We start from the raw sequence: 25,441 nt of genomic DNA, 5'->3' as shown, positions 1-25,441 counted from the left end.
GCCTCGCATGTCTTCCCACCCGATCGCGATCATCGGCGCCGGTCTCGCCGGCGCTGCCACCGCCTGGCAGCTGGCCCGGCGCGGGCATGACGTCGTCATCCTCGAGCGCAGCGCTCCTGCCAACGAGTGGGGCAGCTCGCACGGCTCGGCGCGCATCCTGCGGTACACCTATCCCGACGCGTTCTACACGGAGCTCATGGTGCGGGCGCGCCGCGGCTGGGACGAACTCGAGGATCTCCGCGGCGAGCGCCTCATCACGCCGACCGGGTCGCTCGACTTCGGGGCCACGCGCGAGCCCGCGGCGCTGGCGGCGGTCCTCGCCGAGGCGGGCATCCCGCACGAGCTGCTCACCGCAACAGAGGCTTCGGCCCGCTGGGCGGGCTTCGCCTTCGACGGACCCGTGCTGTGGCACGAGAGCGCCGGCGTCATCGACGCGGAGGAGACGGTGAAGACCATGGTCGCCCTCGCCGTCGCCGCGGGGGCAGAACTGAGGCAGGAGTGGGCCGCCGCACGCGTGCTCAACCACGGCGAGGACTATCTCGTCGAATCGGAGTCCGGTGACACCGTGGTGGCATCGCAGGTGGTCGTGGCGGCGGGCGGCTGGCTGCCAGCGCTGCTCGGCGGGCTCGGCCTGCCGCAGGAGGCGCTCGACGCGTTCCCGAAGGTCGAGGTGCGGCAGGAGCAGGCGCTGCACTTCCCCTACCGCGACCCCGAGGCCGCGTGGCCGACCTTCATCAACAAGCGGCCCGACATCCAGGTGTACGGCCTGCCGGGCGGGCGCGACGCCGGCTTCCGCGGGCAGAAGGTCGCCGAGTACAACGGCGGGCGCGTCATCGGCTCGGCCCTTCACCACGACCGCATCGTCGACCCGGCCCGGCGCGACCGGCTCGTCGCGTACGTCGCCGAGGCGCTGCCGGGGCTGGTACCCGAGCCGTACGCCGAAACGACGTGCCTGTTCACGAACGCACCGGCCGACGAGTTCATCATCGACCGGGTCGAGGGCGTGACGATCCTCTCACCGTGCTCCGGCCACGGTGCGAAGTTCGCCCCGCTGCTCGGCGACCTCACGGCGCGACTCGTCACCGGCGAGGACTCCGGGGTCGCACGCTTCCGTCCGCTCGCGACCCTGGCCGGCGCATGAGCGTCGCGGGGATGCTGCGCGAGATCGCGGCGGTGGGCGCGGATCCGGCGCGCGGCGGCTTCAGCCGGGCCGGATACTCGGATGCCGACCGCGAGCTGCGCGAGTGGTTCACCGGGCACGCCGAGGCCCGGGGCCTCGACCTCGAGCGCGACCGCAACGGCACGCTGTGGGCGTGGTGGAACCCTGCCGGCAGCTCCGAGGACGCCGTCATCACCGGCAGCCACCTCGACTCGGTGCCGGGCGGTGGCGGCTACGACGGACCGCTCGGCGTGGCATCCGCTCTGGCCGCGGTCGATCTGCTCGAGGCCCGTGGCGTCGTGCCCGCGCGGCCCGTCGGCATCGCCGTGTTTCCCGAGGAGGAGGGCTCGCGGTTCGGCGTCGCTTGCCTGGGCTCGCGTCTGATGAGCGGCGCGATCAGCCCGGAGCGCGCGCTGGCTCTCGCCGACCGCGAGGGCGACACGTTGGCTGAGGCCCTGCGCCGTGATGGGCTCGACCCGGCGCTCGTCGGTCCCGATCCCGAGCGGCTCGCGCGCATCTCGTCGTTCGTCGAGCTCCACGTCGAGCAGGGCCGCGGACTCATCGATCTCGATCAGCCGGTTGCGATCGCCTCGTCGATCCTCGGTCACGGCCGCTGGCGCGTGACCGTCGACGGTCAGGGCAACCACGCCGGCACGACCCTCATGGACGACCGACGAGACCCGATGGTCGCCGCCGCGCGCATGATCGTCGAGATCCGCGACCTCGCCCGCCGCACGCCTGACGCACGGGCGACCGTGGGCCGCCTCGAGCCCGTGCCGGGCGGCACCAACGTCATCGCCTCGCAGGTGCGCTTCTGGATCGACATCCGTCATCCTGACGACCTTGTGACGGCAGCGCTCGTGTCGGAGGCACGCGACCGGGTCCTCTCGACGGCGCTCGACGAAGGGTGCCGCGCCGAGGTGCGCGAGGAATCGCTGAGCCCCACGGTCGACTTCGATCTCGGATTGCGCGAGGCCCTCCGCGCAACCCTCGCCGACGCCCCGGAACTGGGCACAGGTGCTGGTCACGACGCAGGCGTGCTCGCGGCATCCGTCCCCACCGCGATGCTCTTCGTCCGCAACCCGACCGGCATCTCGCACTCCCCCGAGGAGCTCGTGGAGGACGCGGATGCCGAACTCGGCGCCGTCGCACTCGCCGACGTGCTGCAGCGGCTGGCCGCTCCGACCGCCGGGGCCGTGGTCGGGGCGGACCATATGATGGCGAGGTGAGTGCCGCGATCCCCGGAGCAGCCGACGGCGCGGGTGGAGTGCTCGAGCCGATCATCGCGCAGCAGGTGCGGCGCTACCGCGCCGAGCAGGGCATCTCCGCAGCCGACCTCGCCGCGCGCACCGGCCTGTCGAAGGCGATGATCTCGAAGATCGAGTCCGCGACGACCTCGTGCTCGCTCACCACGCTGCAGCGTCTGGCCGACGGCTTCGGCATCCCGGTCACCGCCCTGTTCCGCGGGTCGGCGAGCGACCGCGAGGCGTCGTTCACGAAGGCCGGCGCCGGGAGCGTCAGCGTACGCAGCGGAACTCAGCACGGGCACCTGTACCGGATGCTCGGGGTGCTGAAAGACACCCCGAACGCGCTCGAGCCGACCCTCGTGACGCTCACCGACGCGTCGAACGTCTTCCCTCTCTTCCAGCACCCCGGCACCGAGTTCCTCTACATGCTCGAGGGCCGCATGAAGTACGGGCACGGCGGCTACGAGTACGAGATGGAGCCGGGCGATGCCCTGCTCCTCGACGGCGAGGCCGCGCACGGCCCCGTCGAACTCATCGAGGTTCCGATCCGGTTCCTGGCGATCCGCTCACGCTGATCGTCGGCCGACCGACGGTAAGGCGGATGCCTTCCGGCGGTCAGCACCTCACCGACGGTCAGAGGCCCCAGTACTCGAGGATCGCGGCGCAATAGTCGTCGTTGGTGCCGGTGGAGCCGAAGATCTGCTCCTCGCTGATCACGGTGTCGGTCGCGACGTCGATCACGAGGAGCAGCCGGACCTGCCCGTCACCCTTGGCCAGGATCTTGCCCTCCTCGCTGACCAGGCGGCCACCGCCGGTGAGCAGCTGCGTGATGGTCAGTGTGCCGTCGCCGTTGTCGACGATCTTCAGGTCTTTGGAGAGCGTGTTCGGCTGGATGTCTGTCACGGTCAGCCCGTTGTGCGTGAACGTGCGCACGATGCTGATCTCTTCGTGGAACCACAGCACCTCGTCGCCGCGCGTCTTGACCGCTCCGCTTCCGGTCTGCTCGTAGGTGAATGTCGGCTGCAGTCCGGCGCTGCAGAAGTCCTCAGCGACTCCGCTGTCGGAGAAGTCGAGGTCGTACCGCTCGACGACGGCCGCGTTCGCCGGAGCGCTTCCGGCGAAGAGAAGGCCTCCGGCGAGGAGTGCAGCGAACGGCAGGGTGAGCTTCCTGAACATGATGGTGCCCTTCGGGTGAGCAGAGATACGGAAGGCCCGCGTCACGGCACGCCTCTCGCTGATCCCCCGGACGGCCGGCTGCAGTGACGACCTCCTTGGCGGTGAGGGTACTCCGCGGCCCGGGCGCATGACACCCCCGCTCGCACGCGTCCGTCCCGAGGACCGCCGAGCGACCTTGCGTGCAACGGCCCGTTCGTGCGTATCCGCAGCGATTCCGAATCAACGCTCGACAGACGGCCCCGAATCGGACAGTGTTGACCTGCTGCCGGTCCTGGGATCTGACCGGCGCAAGGGGGAGCTGGGGAATTCTCCGGACTTGGGGTCCATCGATTTCACAGCACGACGGCCCCTCGACGCCGACAGGTGTCGAGGGGCCGACATCCGTACTGACATGCGTCGCGCCGTTGCGGGCGCGGTCGCTGATGGACCAGCTCTCGCGCGCGGGACGTCGGTTCGACGACGAGGCTCAGGGCGTCGTCACGGCGCGGCCTTCGCTACTCGAGATCGGCGCAGAGGTCCCGCGTGCGGCCGGCGACGGCGGTGAGCGTGAATACCTGCTGGGTGTCGACGTGGTACGTGACTCGACCGGTGTACAGCGTCGTCGACGGACCAGCCGGCACATCGCTCGGGAAGAGGATGAGCACGGTGTGTCCGGTGCTGCGGACGCTCAACGAACCGTCCGGATTGCGCGTCTCGCTGATGACCGAGCCGTTCGCCGCCAGCTCCACCGTCTCACCGGTGTCCACGTTCTCGAAGGTCAGCTCCGCGCCGCGCCCGGCCGTGAGCGTGCGGACGACGTTGCCGTCACGGTCGGTGAACTCTCGGGTCTCCGGTCCGCCGGTCCCCGTCACCCGCAGCTCGAATTCGCACGCGGTGCCCGCCGGCAGCACGATCTCGAAGTCGGCCGCGGACGCCGCGGTCGGGGGCGCCGCCGAGAGAACGAGACCGGCGATCGCGACTGCCGCCCATCGGCGTCCGTGAGTCCGACTGTTCGGCTCCGTGTCGGCTTCGGCCAGTACCTGGTGTCGCCGCTTCATCATGTACCTCCCCCAAGTTCCGCGCGTCAGAGTACTCCTCCGTCGGTGGCGCCGGTAGGTGCAGCGAACGCGCGGTCGCGCGGCGCCGCGGCGATGACGGCGGCCGCGACCAGCCCGAGCCCGACGAGACTTCCGTGCGGGTAGTAGCCCAAGCCGATGGTGAAAACCACGATGAAGACGAACGTCGAGGCGAGGAGGATCCTCGCGCTCCTCCCCCATCGGCGCCCCGCAGAGAACGCCGCCAGCAGGCCGGTGAGTGAGATGGCCAGCAGCCCGAGGGCCTCCGCTCCCCACATGAAGTGCAACGGCGCGTCGGCTGACGTGCTGAGGTAGCTGAGCGCAGTGATCGGTGCGGTCGCCAAGATGGTCCACACCATCGTGATTCCGCCCCATCCGGCGCGGTGCAGATCCGGCAGCAGGGCCAGGCCGATGGCAAGAAACGAGAGACCCGCCAGAGCCCCGAAGACGATGTACGGGTCGCCCGCCCAACGGACCGCCGCGTGATAGGCCGGGTTGACCGTGATGTCCTCCGGCCAGAACCCGCCGCCGGGGTCCCACACGCTCAGCGGCAACGGAAGGGTGACCAGCGCCCACGCCGCTGCGAGGGCTGCCAGCACGATCCGGTACGGCCGTGACCGGTCGGCGAATGAGTGTCGCCCCATGACGCCCATGCACCCATGATGGCAGCGTGCGCGCGCGTACGACCGCCGTCGCGACGGGACGGTGACCGACCCTTACGCACCGGGCGACAGGAGAGGGAACCAAAGACGGTCGCGAAGGCGACTCGTGGTCAGCGAGGCTGAGCCAGGTTCCCTCGACGACCGGCATCTCGCCGGCGCGTCGAAGATCGAGGCGCGGTGTGACGCGCAGCCGTGTTTCCTTCGTCGACCGAGAGCATTACCGTCGAAGTGTCGGCATCAGCGAAGGAGCGTGCCATGACTACGACTACTCACGATGTGTCCTTGCTCGACGATCCGGTCGCGCAGCAGCTGCTCGCGTCACCGCTTCCGGCCAGGCTCGCCTACAACTGGTCCGATGGAACGCCCCGCGTCGTGCCCATCTGGTTCCACTGGGACGGTCGGAACGTCGTGGTGGCGAGTCCACCTGCGGCGCCGAAGCTGAAGGTCTTGGACAGCCGGCCCGAGGTTGCGGTCACCATCGACACCGATACGTTCCCCTATCGTGTGCTCTCCATCCGTGGGCGCGCGGAGATGGACATGCTCGATGACGTCGCACCCGAGTACGCCGCAGCGGCGGAACGGTACTTCGGCGAGGAACAAGGACGAGCGTGGGTCGCACAACTGCGCGGCCATCCGATGTGTCGAATTCGCATCGTGCCCGAGTGGGTCAACATCCTCGACTTCGAAACGCGTCTGCCGAGCGCCCTGAGCCTCTGACCGCCGACGCTCGCCAGCCCGAGATGCCAGAAACAGAAAAAGCCCCTGAACGGGGCTTCTTCCGATTACTGTCTCAACACAGTGCGCGCCCGAAGGGACTCGAACCCCTAACCTTCTGATCCGTAGTCAGATGCTCTATCCATTGAGCTACGGGCGCATGTTGCTCGCTCTCGCGCACAACTCGTCAAGAATACCCCACGGTTTCCCGTGGCGCGAATCGAGGGCGGGATGCCGGATTCCCGGGCGTGTCCACGCGACGAGGCACTCCCGGTCAGGCGTCGGCACCGTCCAGTGCCCGCAGCTGGCGTTGCAGCGCCACGCGTCGGTAGGAGGTGTCGATGAGCTCGGTGAGCAGCTCCCAGTCGCCGGCATCCGCCTGCACGCGGATCGCGAGCCAGCCGTACGCACCCTCGTACGGCGGCACGAAGACATCGTCGCGCTCGAGCAGGACCGGTCGCTCGAGATCGTCGGGGATGAACTCCACCGCGCCCAGCTCCTCGTGCGCCACGCCGACGATCGCGAACTGACGCTTTCCGGCACGGAAGGTGCACCGACCGTGCGCCTGCACCTCGGCCGCCTCGGGGTAGGCCATGCAGATCCGGCGCACGCGCTCGGTGAGCGGATGGTCGGGCGGGAACTGCATCGGATGCGTCGGAGCGTCGTCGGCCACGGCTCGAGGCTACGCCGCCGACCGCCGGCGTGTCAGGACTCGAGCTCGCTCACGTCGATGCCCGAGACGCGCGGAGAGGGCGCTGCGGGTTCGACGGCGGGTGCGGCATCCGTCTCCGCATCGTCGTGGTGCCGTTTGTGCGCAGCCAGGCGCGGGAGGTCGACCAGGCGGATCGACTGCATGCGGGCGGCGCGCATGCGGTCGTAGTCGGGGTCGAGCTCGGGGCGCATGCCCTCGACGCGCAGCCGTCGCTGGAGGTTCGCCTCGACGTCTCCCCACGCGGCGTCGCGCGACTGCTCGATGAGTGTGCGGACGACGTGCGGGTCGTCGGCCATGCGCCGCAGCGCCTGCGCGACGCCCGAGTACTGGCGGCCGCGCTTGCGCAGGTTGCGCATGTCGCGATCCCGGTAGTCGTGGGTGCCGTCGGGCTCGGTGAACTTGCCCCAGGCCCGCTTGCGCTGGCGTTTGATGAGGGCGGCCGCCTCGTCCTGCTCGTCGGCCAGGCCGATGAGGGTCTCGCGTGCGAACGGCGCGAAGGCCGTCGCCTCGAAGGGCTCGTCGTGGGCGATCGTCTCGACCAGGATGCGGTTGCGGATCGCCAGGCGTGCGGCGGCGGACGCGATGGACACCCCTTCGGCGATCGCCTCTGCGGTCTTGCCCATCGCACCTCCCGTGACCAGGCTAGCGTCCGGCGGACCCTCGCGAATCAGCGAGAATCGAAGCCGCGGGTCGTCGACGGCGACGACCCCCGGCGAGAGGCGGCAGATGGCCAAGCAACGACCCCTGGACGTGCGCGAGCGCACCACCGTCATCACCGGCGCCGCCGCCGGGATGGGCGCCGAGGTCGCCCGCGTGCTCGCACGGCGCGGCGCGCACATCGCCCTTGTGGACCGCAACCCCGACGGCCTCGCCGCGGTGGCCTCCACGCTCGCGGGCACCGGTCACACCACGCACGTCGTCGACCTCACCGACGACGACGCCGTGGCCGCGGTCGTGACGGAGGTGGAGGCATCCCACCCCCGCATCCAGTCCCTCGTGACCTGCGCCGGATCGTCGATGCTCGGCGACATCGACCAGCTGACGATGGCCGAGATGCGGTGGCTCATGGACGTGAACCTGTGGGGGACCGTCAACATCACGCAGGCGCTGCTGCCCGCCCTGCGCCGAGAGCCTGCTGCCCACATCACGCACCTCGTGTCGATCTACGGCCTGGCCGCACCGGCGGGGCGTATCCCCTATGCGATGAGCAAGTTCGCCGTGCGCGGCTTCACCGAGTCGCTGCGGCACGAGCTCGAGCGGTCGACGGTCACCGTGGGCGCGGTGTATCCGGCGGGGGTGAAGACCGGGATCATCCTGCACGGCCGGTACGCGGCGGCGATCGATCCCGCGGTCGCCCAGCGCGCCGCGTCGGCGCAGGCCGCGATGTATCACACCGCCCCGGAGGACGCCGCGGAGCGGATCGTCGGGGCGACCGTCCGGCGGAAAGCGCGCACGATGATCGGCCGTGAGGCGCGCCTGGTCGACGTGCTCGCCCGCGTCACCCCGAACCACTACTGGGCCCCGATGCGCGGTGCGCTCCGCGACGCGATCGACACGACGACCCCGGTGCGCTGACCGGCGGCGGGAAGGTCTGCGTCAGGCGGGCTTGGTGTACGTGGCGCGACCGAAGCCGAGGATGAAGTAGCCGATGAACGCGAACAGCCACAGCAGGAAGAACGACCAGGCGCCGCCCTTGCCGAAGCCCTTCCCGACGCGGATCGCCACGACGATGCTGAAGATCCAGCCGACGACCGGGATGAGGTACAGCAGCCCCAGCCACGCGGAGTAGCCGGCGACCTTCACCAGCACGAAGACGTTCACGATCGGGATGATCGCCAGGATGCCGGGATACCCCGCCTTGTCGAACACCTTCCACAGCGCGACCGCGACGAGGATGTACCAGATCAGGCCGACGACGCCCGATACGGAATACAGGGCGGACAGATCCGCCCCGGACGTGATGGTGTTCGCGTCGATCATGCGCTCAGCCTAGGGGGCGGGGCGCACCGACCCATGTAGCAAGCGACTCGCGTCGTTGCAACCCCCTGCACGGGCCGAAGGCCCGAGCGTAACGTCGATGTCATCCCTCATGAGAGGAGAGATCGATGGGATTCATGGACGACGCGAAGGAGACGGCTCAGGCCGTCGGCGAGAAGATCAAAGACGCCTGGGAAGACACCACCGATCGAGTCGGGGACAAAGTCGACGAGATGAAGGCCGACGCCGAAGTGCGCAAGGCCGAAGCGGAGCGCGACTCGGTGAAGACGCGCAACGACATCAAAGAAGATCTGCGAGACAGCTGACTCGCGCACGAGGAAGGCGGAGCCGCCCGGGGGGCCGGCTCCGCCTTCGTCGTATCAGGGGAGGATCGTGGGGATCAGTCGATCGCCGCGATGCGCCACGACGCGGTGACGGATGCCTGGGGCTCGATGACTGTGAGCCCGGCGTCGTAGTCGTACGACCCGGCGTTGAACGCGTCGGGCGCGCACGTCATCGGCTCGACGGCGAGACCCAGGCGGCTCTGCGCGGCGTCGGGCTTGTCGGCGGTGTGGATCTGCACCCACGGGCAGACCGCGTCCCACGACATCTCGACACCGGAGCCCGCGGCATCCGTCACCCGCACCGTCGTGGTGCCGTCCGCGTCACGGACGAGGCCCGAGTACGCGTGGTCGATCTCGGCGGCGCCGATCTGACGCGGGGAGCGGAAGTCGAAACGCCCCGGGTCTTCGGCGTCGACGGCCACGAGGGCGGTCGGGATGAGACGGTCGGGCGTGACCTGGAGCACCTCGCCGGCGGGGAGCTCGAGCGTCCAGCCGTCGACGCGGCCCTCGCCGGCGACGAGGTACGGGTGCGGAGCGGTGCCCCACGGAGCCGGTTCGTCGCTCTCGTTGAGCGCGGTGACGGACTGCGTGAGTCCGTCCGGCCCGAGCGAGAACGTCGTCGTGACCACGAGGCGCCACGGGTAGAAGGTCTGCGGCTGGATGACGGCGGCCAGCGTCACGTGGTCGGGACCCTTGTCGACCGCCTCGAAGTCGAGCCACGTCGCGAGACCGTGCAGCGCGTGTGAGCGGGCCGGCTCGGTGACCGGCAGCTGGAAGTCGCGTCCGCCGAACGAGTACTTCCCGTCGACGATGCGGTTCGGCCAGGGGGCGAGCGTCGCGCCGCGGTGCGCGGGGCGCACCTCATCGGCGTCGAACGGCACCACGAGGTCGCGGCCGCGATAGGTGAGGGAGCGCAGCGTCGCGCCGACGCTCGCGACGACGGCCTCGTAGTCGCCGGCGCGGAGCGCGTGCTGGGTTCCGGATGCGGGGGGACGTGCCATAGGGGCTCCTTGCGGAATGAGGGGATGCCGCCAACCAGAGTAGCGGCGAGGTTCGGCGTGCTTCGAACCCGCGGAGTCGGTAGGTGTGCGCCTCGAGACCGGGGGGTCGCGCCGAGACCGGGCGCCTCGGCCACGGTTTCGGCGCGGAACCCCGGTCTCGCCGAGACCGGGATTCGCGGGCCGGGCTTACAGGCCCTGCGCGAGCCGGTAGTAGGCCTGGTTCCAGCGCAGCTCGCGCTGGAAGCCGCGGACCGTGGTGTCTTCGTCGATCACGACGAGCTCGGTGCCGGCGATGTCGGCGAAGTCGCGGAACACATCGATGCCGACCGCCGTGGTCATCACCGTGTGGTGCGCGGCGCCGGCGGTGAGCCAGCACGCGGCGCTCGTCGCGAAGTCGGGCGCCGGCTTCCAGACGGCGCGGCCGACGGGCAGCTGCGGCAGATCGGGCGCGTCGACGTTCTCGACGACGTTGGCCACCAGGCGGAAGCGGTCGCGCATGTCGCTCATCGCGACGACGAGCGCCGGGCCCGGGTCGGCCGTGAACACCAGGCGCACCGGGTCGTCCTTGCCGCCGATGCCGAGCGGGTGCACCTCCAGGCGGGGCTTGGCGGTCGTGAGCGAGGGCGAGACCTCGAGCATGTGCGCACCGAGGATCTTCTCGTCGCCCGCGACGAGGTCGTAGGTGTAGTCCTCCATGAGGCTCGCACCGCCGGGGAGGCCCGCGCCCATGACGTTGGCGACGCGCACCAGGATCGCGGTCTTCCAGTCGCCTTCGGCGCCGAAGCCGTACCCCTCGGCCATCAGGCGCTGCACGGCGAGACCCGGCAGCTGCTTCAGCGTGCCGAGGTCCTCGAACGAGGTCGTGAAGGCTCCGAAGCCGCCCTCCTCGAGGAACGACCGCAGGCCGAGCTCGATCGCCGCGCCGTCTCGCAGCGACTGGTGTCGGTCGGCGCCGGGCAGCAGCTCGGGCGCGACGTCGTACTCCGCGAGGTACACCTCGACGAGGGCGTCGACGTCTTCCTCGGGTGCGGCCTCGACCGCCGCCACCAGCTCGTTGACGCCCCACGTGTTTACCTGCACGCCGAACCGCAGCTCGGCCTCGGTCTTGTCGCCCTCGGTGACGGCGACGTAGCGCATGTTGTCGCCGAAGCGCGCGAGCTTGAGCGTGCGCGAGGCCGCCCAGCCCGCGGCGGCGCGCTGCCAGTCCTCGACCTGCTGGCGTACGGCCGGGTTCGACACGTGGCCGACGACGGTCTTGCGCGCGACGCCCAGGCGCGTCTGGATGTACCCGAACTCGCGGTCGCCGTGCGCGGCCTGGTTGAGGTTCATGAAGTCGAAGTCGATGTCGGCCCACGGCAGCTCGACGTTGGCCTGCGTGTGCAGGTGCAGGAGCGGCTTCTGCAGCGCGTCGAGGCCGGCGATCCACATCTTCGCGGGGCTGAAGGTGTGCATCCACGCCACGACGCCGATGACCTCGTCGCGCGCGTTGACCTCGAGCGCGAGGCGGCGGATGGAGTCGGAGTCCTTGAGGACGGGCTTCCACACCACCTTGACGGGGAGTCCTTCGAGGCCGGCCGCGACGGCCTGCGACTGCTCGGCGACCTGGCGGAGGGTCTCGTCGCCGTACAGCGTCTGGCTGCCGGTGACGAACCAGATCTCGTAGGCGTCGAGCGAGGTGGACAGGGGTGTGCGGGTCATGAGGATTCCTTCGTGGATCACAGAGCGGAGACGGCGGCGGCTTCGACGGCGAGGCCGGCGCGGTAGCGGTCGAGGTAGGCGGCGAAACCCGCGGCGTCCGCGGGATCGGGTTCGGCGGTGGCGATGGCCGCACCGGCGAAGACGCGGTCGTCGAGGAACGAGGCGAGGGAGATTCCGGATGCCGCGGCTGCGGCATCCGTCTCCTCCACCGCCCGCGCGTACGCGGCGAGCACCGCGATGCCCCACGCGCCACCCTCGGAGGCGGTGTCGCCCACCGACACTGGCGCGCCGAGAGCTCCGGCGAGGAAGCGCTGCGCCACCCCGGCGGTGCGGAACATGCCGCCGTGCGCGAACATGCGGTCAAGACCCACGCCCTCGTCGTCGAGCACGCGCATGCCGAGTGCGAGCGTGCCGAAGACGCCGTAGAGCTGGGCGCGGATGGCATTGGCCAGGGTGAGCCGGCTGTCGGGCGTGCGCACGAAGAGCGGGCGCCCCTCGGTGAGCCCCGCGATCGGCTCGCCGGCCAGGTGGTTGTAGGCGAGCAGCCCGCCGCCGTCGGGCTCGCCGTCGAGCGCCTCGCGGAACAGCGTCTCGTACACGGCGTCGTCGGTCAGTGGGGCGCCGGCCGCCTCGGCGAAGCGCGCGAACATGCCCACCCACGCCGCGAGCTCACTCGCGCCGTTGTTGCAGTGGACCATCGCGACCGGGTCGCCGACGGGCGTGGTCACGAGGTCGAGCTCGTGGTGCACGCGCTCGAGCGGGCGCTCGAGCACCACCATCGCGAAGATGCTGGTGCCCGCGCTGACGTTGCCGGTGCGCGGGGCGACGGCGTTGGTCGCGACCATGCCGGTTCCGGCGTCGCCCTCGGGGGCGCAGAACGGGATGCCGGGGCGCAGGGTTCCCGACGGATCGAGCAGCGCCGCACCCTCGACCGTGAGCGCACCGGAGGCCGCACCGGCTACCCGCACGTCGGGCAGGAGATCGGCGACGTGGTCGACCGGCAGGCGCCCCGCCGGTCCCTGAGCCGGTCGGAGGGCGTCGTAGCGGGCGAGGAGGTCGGCGTCGTAGTCGGCGCTGGCGGAGTCGATCGGGAACATGCCCGACGCGTCGCCCACCCCCAGCACCTTCTCGCCCGTGAGCTTCCAGTGGACGTAGCCGGCGAGCGTGGTGACGAACCGGATGCCGGGCACGTGCGCCTCGCCGTCGAGCACCACCTGATGCAGGTGCGCGATCGACCAGCGCAGCGGGATGTTCACGCCGAACGCCTCGGTGAGCTCGGCCGCGGCGGCGCCGGTGTTGGTGTTGCGCCACGTGCGGAACGGAGCCAGCAGCTCGCCCGCCTCGTCGAACGCGAGATAGCCGTGCATCATCGCCGAGACGCCGATCGCACCGAACGTGTCGAGCGCGACACCGTGCCGTTCACGCGCGTCGGCGACGAGGTCGGCGTAGGCGGCCTGCAGCCCCGACCACACGTCGTCGAGCGCGTACGTCCAGAGACCGTCCTCGTACCGGTTCTCCCACGCGTGCGAGCCGACGGCGAGCACGGTCGCCGGGTCGTCGGCGTCGACGAGGCACGCCTTGATGCGGGTCGAGCCGAGCTCGATCCCGAGCGCGGTGCGGCCCTCGCGCAGGGCCTCGGCTGCGGCATCCGTCATCGCTCTTCCCCCTCTTCGCGGCGCTCGTCGCCGGCCTGGCCGTAGACGTTCTGGTACCGGTCGTACAGCCGGTCGATCGCCTCCTGCGGGATCGGGATCAGCGGGCCGGCCTCACGCGCGTAGTGCACGGTGCGGGCGACGTCCTCGACCATGACGGCGGCCTTCACGGCGTCCTTGGCCGAGACGCCGATCGTGAAGGGGCCGTGGTTCTGCATCAGCACGGCGCGAGAGCGGTGGCCGGTCAGCGTCTCGACGATGCCCCGGCCGATCGAGTCGTCGCCGATGATCGCGAACGGCCCGCTCGGGATCGGGCCGCCGAACTCGTCGGCCATTGCCGTGATGACGCACGGGATCTCCTCGCCGCGCGCGGCCCAGGCCACCGCAAAGGTCGAGTGCGTGTGGACCACTCCCCCGACCTCGGGCATGTGACGGTACACGTACGCGTGCGCCGCAGTGTCGCTGGAGGGGCTGCGCTCGCTGCCGAGGGTGCCGGGGATCACGTTGCCATCGAGGTCGCAGAGGATCATGTTCTCGGGCGCGAGGTCGTCGTAGCTCACGCCGCTGGGCTTGATCACGAACAGGTCGGCGCCCGGCACGCGGCCCGACACGTTGCCGCCGGTCCACACGATCAGGCTGTACCGCACGAGCTCGCTGTGCAGCTGCGCCACATCCGCGCGAACGGCGGCGATGGATGCCTCGATCTCGGGGCTGAAGGTCGGCGCGGGCGTCGCCGGATCCGGGCTGGTCACGGGGTCCTCCGTCGGGTCTCGTGTCAAGAAGTCGGGCCGAAAGCGGCCCGATGGGTCATGTTACCGGTAACAACGTCGCTTCGCACCGGGACTTTCACGCCATCGGGGCGGGATCCCCGAGTTGGACGCCGCTCGGCGGCGGGGCAGTCGAGGCCCTCACCACCAGCCGGGGCTCCGCCGCGGCGGACGACGCCTCCCCCAGCACCTCGGCCACCGCGCGACGCGCCTCGCCGGCGAGGTCGAGACCGACCGTGGTGAGCGCAGGACGGTAGTACGCGGCATCCGGATTGTCGTCGAAGCCCACGATGCTGACACCGCCCGGAACGTCCAAGCCCGCCTCGCGGAGGCCCGCGATGAGTCCCAGCGCCATCTGGTCGTTGGCGGCGGCGACCGCCGTCGGCCCGCCCGGCGCGCGCACGGCTGCGGCGATCTCGGGCGCGAGCGCCGCCCCGGCGGCTGCGGTCCAGTCGCCCCTCCAGGACGGTCCCGGCTCCAGTCCGGCATCGGCGAGGGCGCGCAGCGTCCCGGTATCGCGCGAAAGCGCCTCGAGCCATTCCTCCGGCCCCGCGACGCGGCCGATCCGCCGATGGCCGAGAGCGACCAGGTGCGAGACCGCGAGCGCGGCTCCGCTCTCCTGGCGGGCGGCGCCCGCGTCGGTGTGCAGCGCCGTGATCGCGACCGCGGGGTGCGCGTCCATCAGCGCGGAGAGGGTGGCCGCGTGGGGCGCGAGCACGATGAGCCCGTCGACGCCCTGGCCGAGGAGCCGGTCGGCGGCGTCGCGGACGGATGCCTCGGCCGAGGCATCCGCGTAGGCCGTCGCGATCCACCGCCCGGCGTCGCGCGCCGCCGCCTCGAGCGCAGCGATGCCGACCGCGGGGCCGTACAGGGTCGCATCGGAGGCGATGACGCCGAGGGTCCGCGTGGTGCGGGTGCCCAGCGTGCGAGCGGCGTTGTTCACGCGGTACCCGAGCTCGGCGATCGCGTGCAGCACGCGGTCCCGCGTCTCGGGGCGGATGTTCGGGTGCTCGTTGATCACACGCGACACGGTCTGCGTCGACACGCCGGCGGCGCGCGCGACGTCGCGGACCCCCACCCGGGAGGCGACTCGGTCGCGCGGCTCGCTCATCGCGCTCACCCTATCCGCACCGCGGCCGCGCGCTACGCGTGCGCGGCACGAGGAGATCCGGGCAGAGCTCGAGCGCGCGAGGGAATGTGATCCCTCACTTTCCCGGCGCGTCCCTAACGTCCGGCAGAAATCGACAACGGTTATATACCCCTCGCGTTACGGAACTGTTACCGCTAACATCTTGCCAACACACCGAATGTGAGGGCTAACATCTCACCCGGCGGCACCGCGCAGTGGCGGCGCCGCACACACCGAGCCGGCAGCGATGCCGGACCAGAACGAGGAGGTTTTGGAATGAAGAAGAAGACGCTTCTCGCCGGGTTCGCGCTTCTGGGGGCTCTCGCCCTCACCGCGACCGGCTGCGCGAGCGACAGCGACGCCACCGGCGACGCAGGTTCGGGCGGCGACGACGGCGTGGTCACCGTCGGGTTCGCCCAGACGGGTTCGGAGTCCGGCTGGCGGTCGGCGAACACCGAGTCGATGAAGGAGGCCTTCTCAGCCGAGAACGGGTTCGAGCTGATCTTCAACGCCGCAGACAACGACACGGCGGCGCAGATCGCCGCGGTGCGCGACTTCATCAACCAGGGCGTCGACGCGATCGTCATCGCGCCGATCGTGGAGGACGGCTGGGACGACGTGCTCCAGGAGGCGGCGGATGCCGGCATCCCGGTGGTGCTCGAAGACCGCACCGTCTCGGCGTCGGACGACCTCTACGCGAGTTGGGTCGGCCTGGACTTCAAGAAGGAAGGCGTGATGGCCGGCGAGTGGGCGGCCGAGACCTTCGGTGACACCCCCACCAAGATGGTGGTGCTGGAGGGCACGACCGGATCGGCGCCCGCGAACGACCGGGCGGAAGGCTTCGACGAGGCCATCGAGGGCACCGCCATCGAGAAGATCGACTCGCAGACGGGCGACTTCACGCGCGACGGCGGCAAGACGGTCATGGAGGGCTTCCTGCAGAAGTACGGCGCCGACGGCATCGACCTGGTCTATGCCCACAACGACGACATGGCGCTCGGCGCGATCGAGGCCATCGAGGCGGCCGGCGCCGAGCCGGGCGTCGACATCCAGATCGTCTCGATCGACGCGGTGAAGGATGGCATGCAGGCCCTCGTGGACGGCAAGATCAACTTCATCGTCGAGTGCAACCCGCTGCTCGGCGACCTCGCCGCCGGGCTCGTGCTCGATGTGCTCGACGGCAAGACCGTCGAGAAGAAGGTCTACGTCGAAGACCAGACCTTCACGCAGGAGCAGGCGGCCGAGGTCATCGACAGCCGTCCGTACTGATCGCCCGCACCCACCCTGTAGCAAGCAGGTCGTGAGCGCACCGCCGGGGAGCCGCCCAGGCTCCCCGGCGGCCGCGCCGACGCTGAAGCACCGAAAGGCAGCTGAGCCATCATGTCCGCGGACACCGCAGTCCCGCCGGTCGTCGAGATGACCGGGATCACCATCCGATTCCCCGGCGTGCTCGCCCTCGACGGCGTCGACTTCACCCTGCGCCCGGGCGAGGTCCACTCGCTCATGGGCGAGAACGGCGCCGGCAAGTCGACTCTCATCAAGGCGCTCACCGGCGTCTACGCGATCGACGCCGGCGAGATCGTCGTCGGAGGCCGCCTCCGACGCTTCGCCAGCACCGCCGACGCGCAGGATGCCGGCATCTCCACGGTGTACCAGGAGGTGAACCTGTGCGCGAACCTCTCCGTCGGCGAGAACGTCATGCTGGGCCACGAGCCGCGCACCGCCCTCGGCATCGACTGGAAGGCCGTGCACCGCCTGGCCGCCGAGCACCTCGAGAGCCTGGGGCTCACGATCGACACCCGCTCGACGCTGTCGAGCCACTCCATCGCGATCCAGCAGCTGATCGCCATCGGCCGGGCGATGGTGCTCGACGCCAAGGTGCTCATCCTCGACGAGCCCACCTCGAGCCTGGACCGCGGCGAGGTGGAGCAGCTCTTCGGGGTGATCCGCGACCTGCGCGGCAAGGGCGTCGCGATCCTGTTCGTGAGCCACTTCCTCGACCAGATCTACGAGATCTCCGACCGCATCACGGTGCTGCGAAACGGCCGGCTCGTCGGCGAGCACCTCGTGCGAGACCTGCCGCGCGGCGAGCTCGTCACCAAGATGATCGGGCGCGAGCTCGACGAGCTGACGGCACTGGCCTCGGTCGCCGACCGCTCGATCGACCGCACCGGCACACCGGTGCTGCGGGCGAGCGACGTCGGCAAGCGCGGCTTCCTCGAGCCCGTCGACCTGGAGGTGTACGACGGCGAGGTCGTCGGTGTCGCCGGCCTGCTGGGCTCGGGGCGCACCGAGCTGGTGCGCCTCCTCTACGGTGCCGACCGCGCCGAGACCGGCCAGATCGAGGTGCACGGCCGCGTGGCCAAGCACGGGTCGCCCCGGCAGGCCATCGACAACCGCGTCGCCTTCTCCTCCGAGAACCGGCGGGCCGAGGGCATCATCGCCGACCTGACCGTCGCCGAGAACATCGTGCTCGGCATCCAGGCTCGCCGCGGCGCCATGCGCCGCATCCCCCGAGCCGAAGCCGACGCGATCGTCGCGGAGTACATCGCGGCGCTGGGCGTGCGGCCCGCGGATCCGGCGATGCTGGCGGGCAACCTCTCCGGCGGCAACCAGCAGAAGGTGCTGCTCGCGCGTTGGCTCGCCACGGCACCAGAGCTCCTCGTCCTCGACGAACCCACCCGCGGGATCGACGTCGGCGCCAAGGCCGACATCCAGCGCAAGGTCGCCGAGCTGAGCGCGCAGGGCCTCTCGGTGATCTTCATCTCGTCCGAGCTCGAAGAGGTGCTGCGCATCGCGCAGCGGATCGTCGTGATGCGCGACCGCCGCAAGATCGGCGAGCTCGATTCGCACGACGTGGACCTCGACGGACTCATCGACTACATCGCCAACCAGGCGGAGGCCGACAAGGCCGAATCCACCCAGGCAGAGGAGAGCGCCGCATGAAGGCGATCGTGAAGCACCGGCTGTTCTGGCCCGTCGTCGCGCTGCTCGCGCTCATCGCGATCAACACGATCGCGCGCCCGCAGTTCATCCTCGTGACGATCCGCGACGGCGAGCTGTACGGCGCGCTCATCGACATCCTGCGCAACAGCGCGCCGCTCATGCTCGTGGCACTCGGCATGACGATCGTGATCGCGACGCGCGGCATCGACCTGTCGGTGGGCGCCATCATGGCCGTCTCGGGCGCCGTGGCGCTGACGATCATCGACGGCTCGTCCGACCCCGGCAATCTCGGCACCGTCCTGCTGGCCCTGCTCGTCGCGCTCGCGGTCTCGCTCGTGCTCGGCGTCTGGAACGGGTTCCTCGTCTCGGTCGTCGGCATCCAGCCGATCATCGCGACGCTCGTGCTGATGCTCGCCGGGCGCGGCGTGGCGCTCCTCATCACCGAGGGCTTCATCACGACCGTCAACAGCGCACCCTACGAGTTCATCGCGACGGGGTATCTCATCGCACTGCCCTTCGCCTTCCTCATCTGGGTGATCGCGGTCGCGGTCCTCGCGCTCTTCGAGCGGCGCACGGCCCTCGGAGTCCTGACGGAGGCGGTCGGCATCAACCCCGAGGCGAGCAGGCTCGCGGGCGTCCGCGCGCGCGGCATCGTCTTCGGCGCATACGTGCTGAGCGGTGGTCTGGCGGGCATCGCGGGCATCATCTACAGCTCCAACATCCGCGCGGCCGACGCGAACGCCGCGGGCCTGTTCATCGAGCTCTACGCGATTCTCGCCGTCGTGCTGGGCGGCACCTCTCTCATGGGAGGCAAGTTCACCATCGCCGGCACGGTCATCGGCGTGCTCACGATCCAGACCCTGGAGGCCACCATCCTGTTCCTCGGCGTGCCCTCGGCGCAGAGTCCCGTGTTCTTCGCGATCGTCGTGATCGTCGTCGTCCTCGTGCAGTCGCCGCGCCTGCACCGCTGGGCGCGCGGGGCGCTGCGCTCCGCGAACACGCGCAGACGGACGGATGCCGGCACCCGAGCGGGGGTGGCGTCATGACCAGTCTGGACACGACCATCCGTCGCGGCGTCGCGCCGTCGCGGTACGCCACCTTCATGAGCCGCCACGCGTCACTCATGCCCACCTTCGCGGCCGTGGCGATCCTCATCGTCCTGCTGATCGGGGCGCAGGCCCGCTTTCCGCGATTCCTGAGCCCCGGCAACCTCTCGGCCCTCCTCCTCGACAACGCGTACCTCGTCGTCCTCGCCGTCGGGCTCACCTTCGTGATCCTCACCGGCGGCATCGACCTCTCCGTCGGCTCGGTCATGGCCTTCACCGGCATCCTCGGTGCGAGCCTGCTCTCCCAGGGCATCCCGGCCGCCATAGCGGTGCCCGTCATGCTCCTCGCCGGCGCGGCCATCGGCCTCCTGGTCGGCATCCTCGTGCAGTACTTCGACGTGCAGCCGTTCATCGCCTCGCTCGCCGGTCTGTTCCTGGCGAGAGGGCTCGCGTTCGTGGTGAGCCTCGCCTCCATCCGCGTGGAGGACCCGGCCGTGCTGTGGCTGCAGCGCACGCGGTTCGGCGCGGGCGGCTGGTACATCACGCCGACCGGTATCATCGCCCTCCTCGCGGTCGCGATCGCCTTCGCCGTGCTGCTGTGGACCCGCTTCGGGCGCACGGTGTACGCGATCGGCGGCAATGAGCAGTCCGCGCGCCTGATGGGCCTGAACGTGGCCCGCACGAAGATCGTCGTCTACGTCATCAGCGGCGTCTGCGGCGGCCTCGCCGGACTGCTGCTCACCGCCTACTCGGGCGCCGGCTACCCGCGCAACGGCATCGGCACCGAACTCGACGCCATCGCCGCCGTCGTCATCGGCGGCACGCTCCTCACGGGCGGCATGGGCTACGTCCTGGGCTCGCTGGTCGGCGTGCTGGTGTACGCGACGATCAAGAAGCTGATCTCGTTCATGGGTGCCGAGCAGGCGTGGACCCAGATCATCATCGGCGCGCTGCTGCTCGTGTTCATCGTCGTGCAGCGCGTGATCGTCGCCCGCTCGCAGCGGCGCAGATAGGCGGCGACACCACGTCTGCACGCAGCGGTCGCGCCGAGTTCCGCCGGGATAATGGCCTGATGGACGAGGCGCGGCCGCTGCTGCAGCTCTCCGGGGCGACGGTGCGCTTCGGGGCGGATGCCGCGATCGACGGCGTCGACTTCCGCCTGTTCCCCGGCGAGGTGCACTCGCTCATGGGCGAGAACGGCGCCGGCAAGTCCACGCTCATCAAGGCGATCACCGGAGCCCTCCCCCTGGACGCCGGCGTGCTCACCCTCGCGGGCGAGGTCATGAAGTTCACCTCCCCGCACGACGCCCAGCAGGCGGGCATCAGCACGGTGTATCAGGAGATCGACCTCCTGCCGAACGTCTCGGTCGCCGAGAACATCGCGCTGGGCCGAGAGCCGCGCCGGGCGGGGATGATCGACTGGCGTCGCATGCGCCGGGAGGCCCACGAGGTGCTCGCCGACCTCGGGCTCGACATCGATCCTGCCGCGCGCCTGGGCACCCATTCGCTCGCCGTGCAGCAGCTCGTCGCCATCGCACGCGCGATCTCGACCGATGTGCGGGTCCTCGTGCTCGATGAGCCGACGTCGAGCCTCGACCTCGACGAGGTCGCCGAGCTCTTCCGCGTCGTGCGCGACCTCAAGAGCCGCGGCGTCGCTATCCTCTTCGTCTCGCACTTCCTCGATCAGGTCTACGAACTGTGCGACCGGGTGACGGTGCTGCGCGACGGCAAGTTCATCGGCGAGTACCTCACGCGCGAGCTGCTGCGCATCGATCTCGTCCAGGCGATGCTGGGCCGCAGCGCCACCGCGCTCCACGCCGTCCCGCGCACGGAGCCGTCCGACGACGGCGAACGGCCGGTGCTGTCGGCGCGCGGCGTCAGCGCAGGTGCCGGCATCCGCGACGCCGACGTCGACCTGCACGAGGGCGACGTGCTCGGTGTCGCCGGGCTCCTGGGATCGGGCCGCACCGAGCTCGCCCGCGCCCTCACCGGCATCGACCGCATCGACAGCGGCGTCATCCGCATCGAGGGGGACGGCCGCGGCCCGTCGGGCCCACGCTCGGCCATCTCGCTCGGAGTCGTGTACTCGTCCGAGAACCGCCGCACCGAGGGGATCATCAGCGAGCTGAGCGTGCTCGAGAACATCACCCTCGCGCTCCAGGCCGACCGGGGCGTGATGCGCCGCATCCCGCCCGCCCGGCAGCGCGAACTGGCTGCGAGCTGGGTGGAGGCCCTCGACATCCGTCCGCCCGATCTCGACCGCCCGGCCGGCACCCTCTCGGGCGGCAACCAGCAGAAGGTGCTGCTCGCCCGGCTGCTCGCGCTGTCGCCGCGCGTCCTGGTGCTCGACGAGCCGACGCGCGGCATCGACGTCGGGGCCAAGGTCGAGATCCAGAACCTCGTGGGCGAGATGGCCGCCAACGGCCTGTCGGTCATGTTCATCTCGGCAGAGCTCGAGGAGGTGCTGCGGGTCGGCCACCGCGTCGCGATCGTGCGCGACGGCCGCATCGTCGACACCATCCCCTCCGACGCGCTGACCGTGGACTCGCTGCTCGCGCTCGTCGCCCGACCGGATGAGCTCGATGACTGACCCGCGGGCGGCGGCCGACGACGCATCGACGCGCGCCGCCAACATCTTCGACGTCGCCCGCCTCGCGGGGGTCTCGCATCAGACCGTCTCGCGCGTGATCAACGACCTGCCCAACGTCCGCCCGGCCACCCGAGCCCGCGTCGAGCAGGCGATCGCGCAGCTGCGCTACAGCCCGTCTCCCGCCGCCCGCGCGCTCGTGACCCGTCGCACGCGCACGATCGGGCTGGTGACGCCCGGCGTCCCCGACTTCGGGCCTACCTCGATCGCCACGCATTTCAACTTCGCGGCCCGGGCCGCGCGCTACAGCGTCGACACCGTCAGCGCGGTCGACCCCGACCCCGCGGCGATCAAGGGGGTGGTCGAGGGACTGCTGCGGCAGCGCGTCGACGCGATCGTGCTGATCGTCGTCGACATCGGGGTCCTCGAGGTCGTCCGCGGCCTCGACCTCAGCATCCCGCTCGTGGCCGCGACGGCCTCCGCCCGGCGGAGTCCCCACATCGTGTCGATCGACCAGTACCGCGGCGCGCGATCGGCCGTCCGCCATCTGGCCGAGCTCGGCCACACGCGGATCTTCCACCTCGCCGGTCCGACTCGCGCGCCGGATGCGCTCGAGCGGATCCGCGGATGGCGCGACGAGCTGGCCGAGCGCCGGCTCGAGGTCGTCGAGCCCCGTCACGGCGACTGGTCGGCGGCGAGCGGGCATCGCGTCGGGCTCGAGCTCGACATCCGTCCCGGCTCCGCCGTGTTCGTCGGGAACGACCACATGTCGATCGGCCTGCTCTCGGCGCTGCGCGAGCGGGGGCTTCGCGTTCCCGAGGATGTGAGCGTCGTCGGCTTCGACGACGTGCCCGAGGCGGGCTACCTGTATCCGCCGCTGACGACCGTTCGCCAGGACTTCGACACGCTCGGCGAACTCATCATGCAGAAGGTGCTGGTGTCGGTCGAAGAGCCCGACAGCGTCACGGAGGACACCCCCCTGCCGACCCACCTGATCGTGCGCGAGTCGACCCGGGCGCCTTCGGCGTGACCCGGCGGGCCGGTCTGCGAGCGGATGCCCCGGCCACGCGCCTTCCCGGCTCCGGGGATGGCACGCTGGACTCATGAGCGCGCCCTCTCGGAATGCCGGCCGGCCGACGCTGCGCGCTCGGCTGCTGACCGCGCTCTCCGGCGACCCCGACGGCACGCCGCCGTGGGTGCGGGCGCTCGCCGACGGCGATGACGCGGGCTGGTTCGCCGACGGCGGGCCCGTGTGGACCGTGCACGCCGGCACCGGCACCTTCGTCGCCGGCATCCGCGCCCTCCTGATCCAGGCCCTGCATCCGGGAGCGATGGCCGGGGTCCACGACTACTCGCGATACCGCGACGATCCCATCGGCCGCCTGACCGGAACGGTGCGGTGGATCATCTGCGTCACCTACGGCTCGAGGGAGCAGGCCGCGCGCGAGACGGCGCGCGTCGCGCGGCTGCACGAGCGGGTGCGGGGCTCGTACGAGTCGGCATCCGGCGAGCGCTCCTACTCCGCGGCCGACGCCGATCTCGTCGAGTGGGTGCACCTGGCGTTCACGGAGGCATTCCTGGGCGCCCACGAGCGGTGGGGCGGGGCGATCCCGGGCGGGCCCGACGCCTACGTCGCGGAGTGGTCCCAGGCGGGCAGGCTCATGCGGCTCGCGGATCCGCCGCTCACCGAGCGAGACCTCCACGCACGGATGGACGGCTACCTGGAGCGCGGCGAGCTGCGTCGCGACGAGCGCGTGGACGACGTCGTGCGGTTCCTTCGGAAGGCCCCCTTCCACGGCGTGATGCGCCCGGCGTACCGCGTGCTCTTCGCCGCCGCGGTGGCCAGCCTCCCGGTCCGGTATCGGCGCTTGCTCGGCCTGCGCCGCTCGCCCTTCCCCGTGATCACCCTCACCCGCGTGGTGCTCTCGGTCTCGGCGAAAGCGCTGGCCAGCGGACCGCGCGCGCAGGACTTCGCCCGCGAACGACTGCGCCGCCTGGTCGCGGGCGAGGGCGAGGGCGAGCCCGAGCGGTTCGCGACGGCGGTCGACCCTCGACCCTGACGCCTTGGGCGACCGATGGCCCGCGGCCCCGCCGGCAGTGGCAGGCTGGAGGCATGCGCATCGCCCTCACCGGCTCGTCCGGAAAGCTCGGCACCGTCGTCGCCCGCGAACTGCGTGCGGCCGGATACGACGTCATCGGCCTCGACGTCGTCGGCACCCGCGGCCACGACTTCGTCCAGGTCGACCTCACCGACTACGGCCAGGTCGTCGACGCCCTCGCCGCCGTGAACGACCGCCACGACGGGTTCGACGCGGTCGTTCATCTCGGCGCGATCCCGGCCCCCGGCATCCGCTCCGATGTCGCGACGTTCCACAACAATATGAACGCGACGTTCAACGTGTTCTGGGCGACCGTGCGGCTCGGCATCCGTCGCCTCGTCTACGCGTCGAGCGAGACGGTGCTGGGCCTGCCTTTCGACGTGCCGCCGCCGTACATCCCGGTCGACGAGGTGTACCCGCCGCGGCCCGAGTCGGTGTACTCGCTGGTCAAGACGCTCGAGGAGCGCATGGCCGTCGAGCTGGTGCGCTGGCACCCCGACCTGTCGATCACCGGCCTGCGCTTCTCGAACGTGATGGTCCCCAAGGACTACGAGGCATTCCCCTCGTACGACGACGATGCGATGAAGCGCAAGTGGAACCTGTGGGGCTACATCGACGCCCGCGACGGCGCGCACGCGGTGCAGCGCGCGCTCGAGGTCGCTCCCCCGGGCTTCGAGACGTACATCATCGCCGCCGCCGACACCGTGATGTCGCGCCCGAACGCCGAGCTCGTCGCCGAGGTGTTCCCCGGCGTCGAGACGCGAGAGTTCGGCGAGCACGACACCCTCCTGTCGATCGACAAGGCCCGCCGCCTGCTGGGGTACGACCCGCAGCACTCGTGGCGGGACCACGTCGCGGGGTCATGACCGACGATCCGCGCCTCGCCGCCGCACGCTATCGGGCGGCGAGGTCGGGCGCCGACGGCACCGAGGAGGAGACGGATGCCTCGCCCGAGGGCTCGCAGGTCGCGCGCGCGTATTCGGCGGCCGACCGCGCCGCCGTGGTCGAGACCGCGATCCAGCAGGCGATCCGGCGCGGCGAGTTCGACGACCTCCCGGGCGCCGGCAAGCCCATCCCCGGACTCGGCGAGACGCACGACCCGGACTGGTGGATCCGGCGCAAGATCGAGACGGAGCAGCTCACCGGCCTCGGCCCTCCCGCGCTCATGCTGCGGGTGGAGAACGCCGAGCTCGACGCGAAGCTCGACGAGCTGTCGCGCGAGGACGAGGTGCGCGATGCGCTCGAGGACTTCAACCGGCGGGTCATCGAGGCCCGGCGGCAGCTGCTCGGCGGCCCGCCCGTCGTGACGCCGACGCGCGAGGTCGAAGACGAGGTGGCCGCATGGCGCGAGCGCCGCGACGCTCGTGCCGCCGCCGCGACGGCTGCCGAGACGGATGCCGCACCCCGGCGCCGTCGGCCGTGGTGGCGGCGTCCGCGCGGGTAGCGGCCGGCTCTCCTGAGTCGGGGCGC

At 70.8% G+C, this 25,441-nt stretch carries 26 protein-coding genes and 1 tRNA gene; 15 read left to right on the top strand and 12 right to left on the bottom strand.

Annotated features, from left to right (window positions below):
• Positions 1–7: 7 nt before the first annotated feature.
• From IM767_RS04455 to IM767_RS21140, 3 genes are read left to right on the top strand one after another with little or no spacing between them, the layout of a single operon-like run.
• Positions 8–1,141, top strand: coding sequence for an FAD-dependent oxidoreductase (locus IM767_RS04455; protein ID WP_109211731.1), 1,134 nt, complete (start codon positions 8–10; stop codon positions 1,139–1,141).
• Entirely contained in the window at positions 1,138–2,388 is a 1,251-nt protein-coding gene (locus tag IM767_RS04450) for an allantoate amidohydrolase (protein ID WP_109211732.1), read from the top strand. The genes IM767_RS04455 and IM767_RS04450 overlap by 4 nt, the downstream gene beginning before the upstream one ends.
• The gene (locus IM767_RS21140) at positions 2,385–2,981 is read left to right on the top strand and encodes a helix-turn-helix domain-containing protein (RefSeq protein ID WP_109211733.1); all 597 of its coding nucleotides are present in this window, start codon (positions 2,385–2,387) and stop codon (positions 2,979–2,981) included. Before IM767_RS04450 ends, IM767_RS21140 begins: the two co-directional genes overlap by 4 nt.
• Before the next feature lie 58 nt (positions 2,982–3,039).
• On the opposite strand, the gene IM767_RS04440 is transcribed toward IM767_RS21140, so the two are convergent.
• The 3 genes from IM767_RS04440 to IM767_RS04430 form a co-directional block, all read right to left on the bottom strand.
• Positions 3,040–3,582 (bottom strand): hypothetical protein, encoded by a 543-nt coding sequence (locus IM767_RS04440; RefSeq protein ID WP_109211734.1) that lies wholly within the window; start codon positions 3,580–3,582, stop codon positions 3,040–3,042.
• A 494-nt stretch (positions 3,583–4,076) separates the two neighbouring features.
• Positions 4,077–4,622 (bottom strand): hypothetical protein, encoded by a 546-nt coding sequence (locus tag IM767_RS04435; RefSeq protein ID WP_109211735.1) that lies wholly within the window; start codon positions 4,620–4,622, stop codon positions 4,077–4,079.
• A 23-nt stretch (positions 4,623–4,645) separates the two neighbouring features.
• Positions 4,646–5,281, bottom strand: coding sequence for a hypothetical protein (locus IM767_RS04430; protein WP_162564380.1), 636 nt, complete (start codon positions 5,279–5,281; stop codon positions 4,646–4,648).
• 294 nt (positions 5,282–5,575) lie between these two features.
• Between IM767_RS04430 and IM767_RS04425 the strand changes: the two genes are divergently transcribed.
• The gene (locus IM767_RS04425; RefSeq protein WP_239453454.1) at positions 5,576–6,016 is read left to right on the top strand and encodes a pyridoxamine 5'-phosphate oxidase family protein; all 441 of its coding nucleotides are present in this window, start codon (positions 5,576–5,578) and stop codon (positions 6,014–6,016) included.
• An 84-nt stretch (positions 6,017–6,100) separates the two neighbouring features.
• Here the strand turns inward: IM767_RS04425 and IM767_RS04420 are convergent.
• From IM767_RS04420 to IM767_RS04410, 3 genes are all read right to left on the bottom strand, one after another.
• Positions 6,101–6,173 (bottom strand) — tRNA-Arg (locus tag IM767_RS04420).
• 114 nt (positions 6,174–6,287) lie between these two features.
• On the bottom strand, positions 6,288–6,686 hold the full coding sequence (locus IM767_RS04415) for an MmcQ/YjbR family DNA-binding protein (RefSeq protein WP_198425646.1): 399 nt from the start codon (positions 6,684–6,686) through the stop codon (positions 6,288–6,290).
• Positions 6,687–6,718: 32 nt separating this feature from the next.
• On the bottom strand, positions 6,719–7,348 hold the full coding sequence (locus tag IM767_RS04410; RefSeq protein ID WP_109211738.1) for an asparagine synthase: 630 nt from the start codon (positions 7,346–7,348) through the stop codon (positions 6,719–6,721).
• A gap of 103 nt (positions 7,349–7,451) precedes the next feature.
• On the opposite strand from IM767_RS04410, the gene IM767_RS04405 reads away from it, so the two are divergent.
• Complete coding sequence (locus IM767_RS04405) at positions 7,452–8,300, top strand: SDR family NAD(P)-dependent oxidoreductase (protein ID WP_194398801.1); 849 nt, start codon at positions 7,452–7,454, stop codon at positions 8,298–8,300.
• A 21-nt stretch (positions 8,301–8,321) separates the two neighbouring features.
• Here IM767_RS04405 and IM767_RS04400 read toward each other — a convergent pair whose 3' ends face one another.
• The gene (locus tag IM767_RS04400; protein WP_109211739.1) at positions 8,322–8,705 is read right to left on the bottom strand and encodes a DUF5684 domain-containing protein; all 384 of its coding nucleotides are present in this window, start codon (positions 8,703–8,705) and stop codon (positions 8,322–8,324) included.
• 125 nt (positions 8,706–8,830) lie between these two features.
• On the opposite strand from IM767_RS04400, the gene IM767_RS04395 reads away from it, so the two are divergent.
• Positions 8,831–9,028, top strand: a complete 198-nt coding sequence (locus tag IM767_RS04395) for a hypothetical protein (RefSeq protein WP_109211740.1) — start codon at positions 8,831–8,833, stop codon at positions 9,026–9,028.
• Positions 9,029–9,102: 74 nt separating this feature from the next.
• Here IM767_RS04395 and IM767_RS04390 read toward each other — a convergent pair whose 3' ends face one another.
• The 5 genes from IM767_RS04390 to IM767_RS04370 all read right to left on the bottom strand — a co-directional run bounded on the left by IM767_RS04390 (position 9,103) and on the right by IM767_RS04370 (position 15,275).
• Entirely contained in the window at positions 9,103–10,047 is a 945-nt protein-coding gene (locus IM767_RS04390; RefSeq protein ID WP_109211741.1) for an aldose 1-epimerase family protein, read from the bottom strand.
• Between the two features lie 186 nt (positions 10,048–10,233).
• A complete protein-coding gene (gene araA / locus IM767_RS04385; protein ID WP_109211742.1) occupies positions 10,234–11,745 on the bottom strand; it encodes an L-arabinose isomerase in 1,512 nt (503 codons plus the stop codon).
• Positions 11,746–11,762: 17 nt separating this feature from the next.
• Positions 11,763–13,400 carry a xylulokinase gene (locus IM767_RS04380; protein ID WP_109211743.1) on the bottom strand — a complete coding sequence of 546 codons (1,638 nt, stop codon included), beginning with the start codon at positions 13,398–13,400 and terminating at the stop codon, positions 11,763–11,765.
• Positions 13,397–14,149, bottom strand: a complete 753-nt coding sequence (locus IM767_RS04375) for an L-ribulose-5-phosphate 4-epimerase (RefSeq protein ID WP_239453455.1) — start codon at positions 14,147–14,149, stop codon at positions 13,397–13,399. The genes IM767_RS04380 and IM767_RS04375 overlap by 4 nt, the downstream gene beginning before the upstream one ends.
• 94 nt (positions 14,150–14,243) lie before the next feature.
• Entirely contained in the window at positions 14,244–15,275 is a 1,032-nt protein-coding gene (locus tag IM767_RS04370; RefSeq protein ID WP_109211744.1) for a LacI family DNA-binding transcriptional regulator, read from the bottom strand.
• Positions 15,276–15,569: 294 nt separating this feature from the next.
• On the opposite strand from IM767_RS04370, the gene IM767_RS04365 reads away from it, so the two are divergent.
• From IM767_RS04365 to IM767_RS04325, 9 genes are all read left to right on the top strand, one after another.
• Entirely contained in the window at positions 15,570–16,562 is a 993-nt protein-coding gene (locus tag IM767_RS04365; protein ID WP_109211745.1) for an ABC transporter substrate-binding protein, read from the top strand.
• A gap of 111 nt (positions 16,563–16,673) precedes the next feature.
• On the top strand, positions 16,674–18,239 hold the full coding sequence (locus IM767_RS04360) for a sugar ABC transporter ATP-binding protein (protein WP_109211746.1): 1,566 nt from the start codon (positions 16,674–16,676) through the stop codon (positions 18,237–18,239).
• Positions 18,236–19,285: an ABC transporter permease gene (locus IM767_RS04355; protein ID WP_109211747.1), complete on the top strand. Its 1,050-nt coding sequence runs from the start codon at positions 18,236–18,238 to the stop codon at positions 19,283–19,285. Before IM767_RS04360 ends, IM767_RS04355 begins: the two co-directional genes overlap by 4 nt.
• Positions 19,282–20,298, top strand: coding sequence for an ABC transporter permease subunit (locus tag IM767_RS04350; protein WP_109211748.1), 1,017 nt, complete (start codon positions 19,282–19,284; stop codon positions 20,296–20,298). The genes IM767_RS04355 and IM767_RS04350 overlap by 4 nt, the downstream gene beginning before the upstream one ends.
• 59 nt (positions 20,299–20,357) lie before the next feature.
• The gene (locus IM767_RS04345) at positions 20,358–21,875 is read left to right on the top strand and encodes a sugar ABC transporter ATP-binding protein (protein ID WP_109211749.1); all 1,518 of its coding nucleotides are present in this window, start codon (positions 20,358–20,360) and stop codon (positions 21,873–21,875) included.
• The gene (locus IM767_RS04340) at positions 21,868–22,902 is read left to right on the top strand and encodes a LacI family DNA-binding transcriptional regulator (RefSeq protein WP_109211750.1); all 1,035 of its coding nucleotides are present in this window, start codon (positions 21,868–21,870) and stop codon (positions 22,900–22,902) included. Before IM767_RS04345 ends, IM767_RS04340 begins: the two co-directional genes overlap by 8 nt.
• 73 nt (positions 22,903–22,975) lie before the next feature.
• Complete coding sequence (locus IM767_RS04335; RefSeq protein ID WP_109211751.1) at positions 22,976–23,932, top strand: oxygenase MpaB family protein; 957 nt, start codon at positions 22,976–22,978, stop codon at positions 23,930–23,932.
• 53 nt (positions 23,933–23,985) lie between these two features.
• Positions 23,986–24,837: an NAD-dependent epimerase/dehydratase family protein gene (locus tag IM767_RS04330; protein WP_109211752.1), complete on the top strand. Its 852-nt coding sequence runs from the start codon at positions 23,986–23,988 to the stop codon at positions 24,835–24,837.
• Entirely contained in the window at positions 24,834–25,415 is a 582-nt protein-coding gene (locus tag IM767_RS04325) for a DnaJ family domain-containing protein (protein ID WP_109211753.1), read from the top strand. The genes IM767_RS04330 and IM767_RS04325 overlap by 4 nt, the downstream gene beginning before the upstream one ends.
• The last annotated feature ends 26 nt before the right edge of the window (positions 25,416–25,441 follow it).

This window comes from Microbacterium ureisolvens, assembly GCF_015278315.1.
In the GTDB taxonomy this organism is placed as follows: Bacteria; Actinomycetota; Actinomycetes; order Actinomycetales; family Microbacteriaceae; genus Microbacterium; species Microbacterium ureisolvens.
This window is presented reverse-complemented; position numbering and strand designations above follow the sequence as displayed.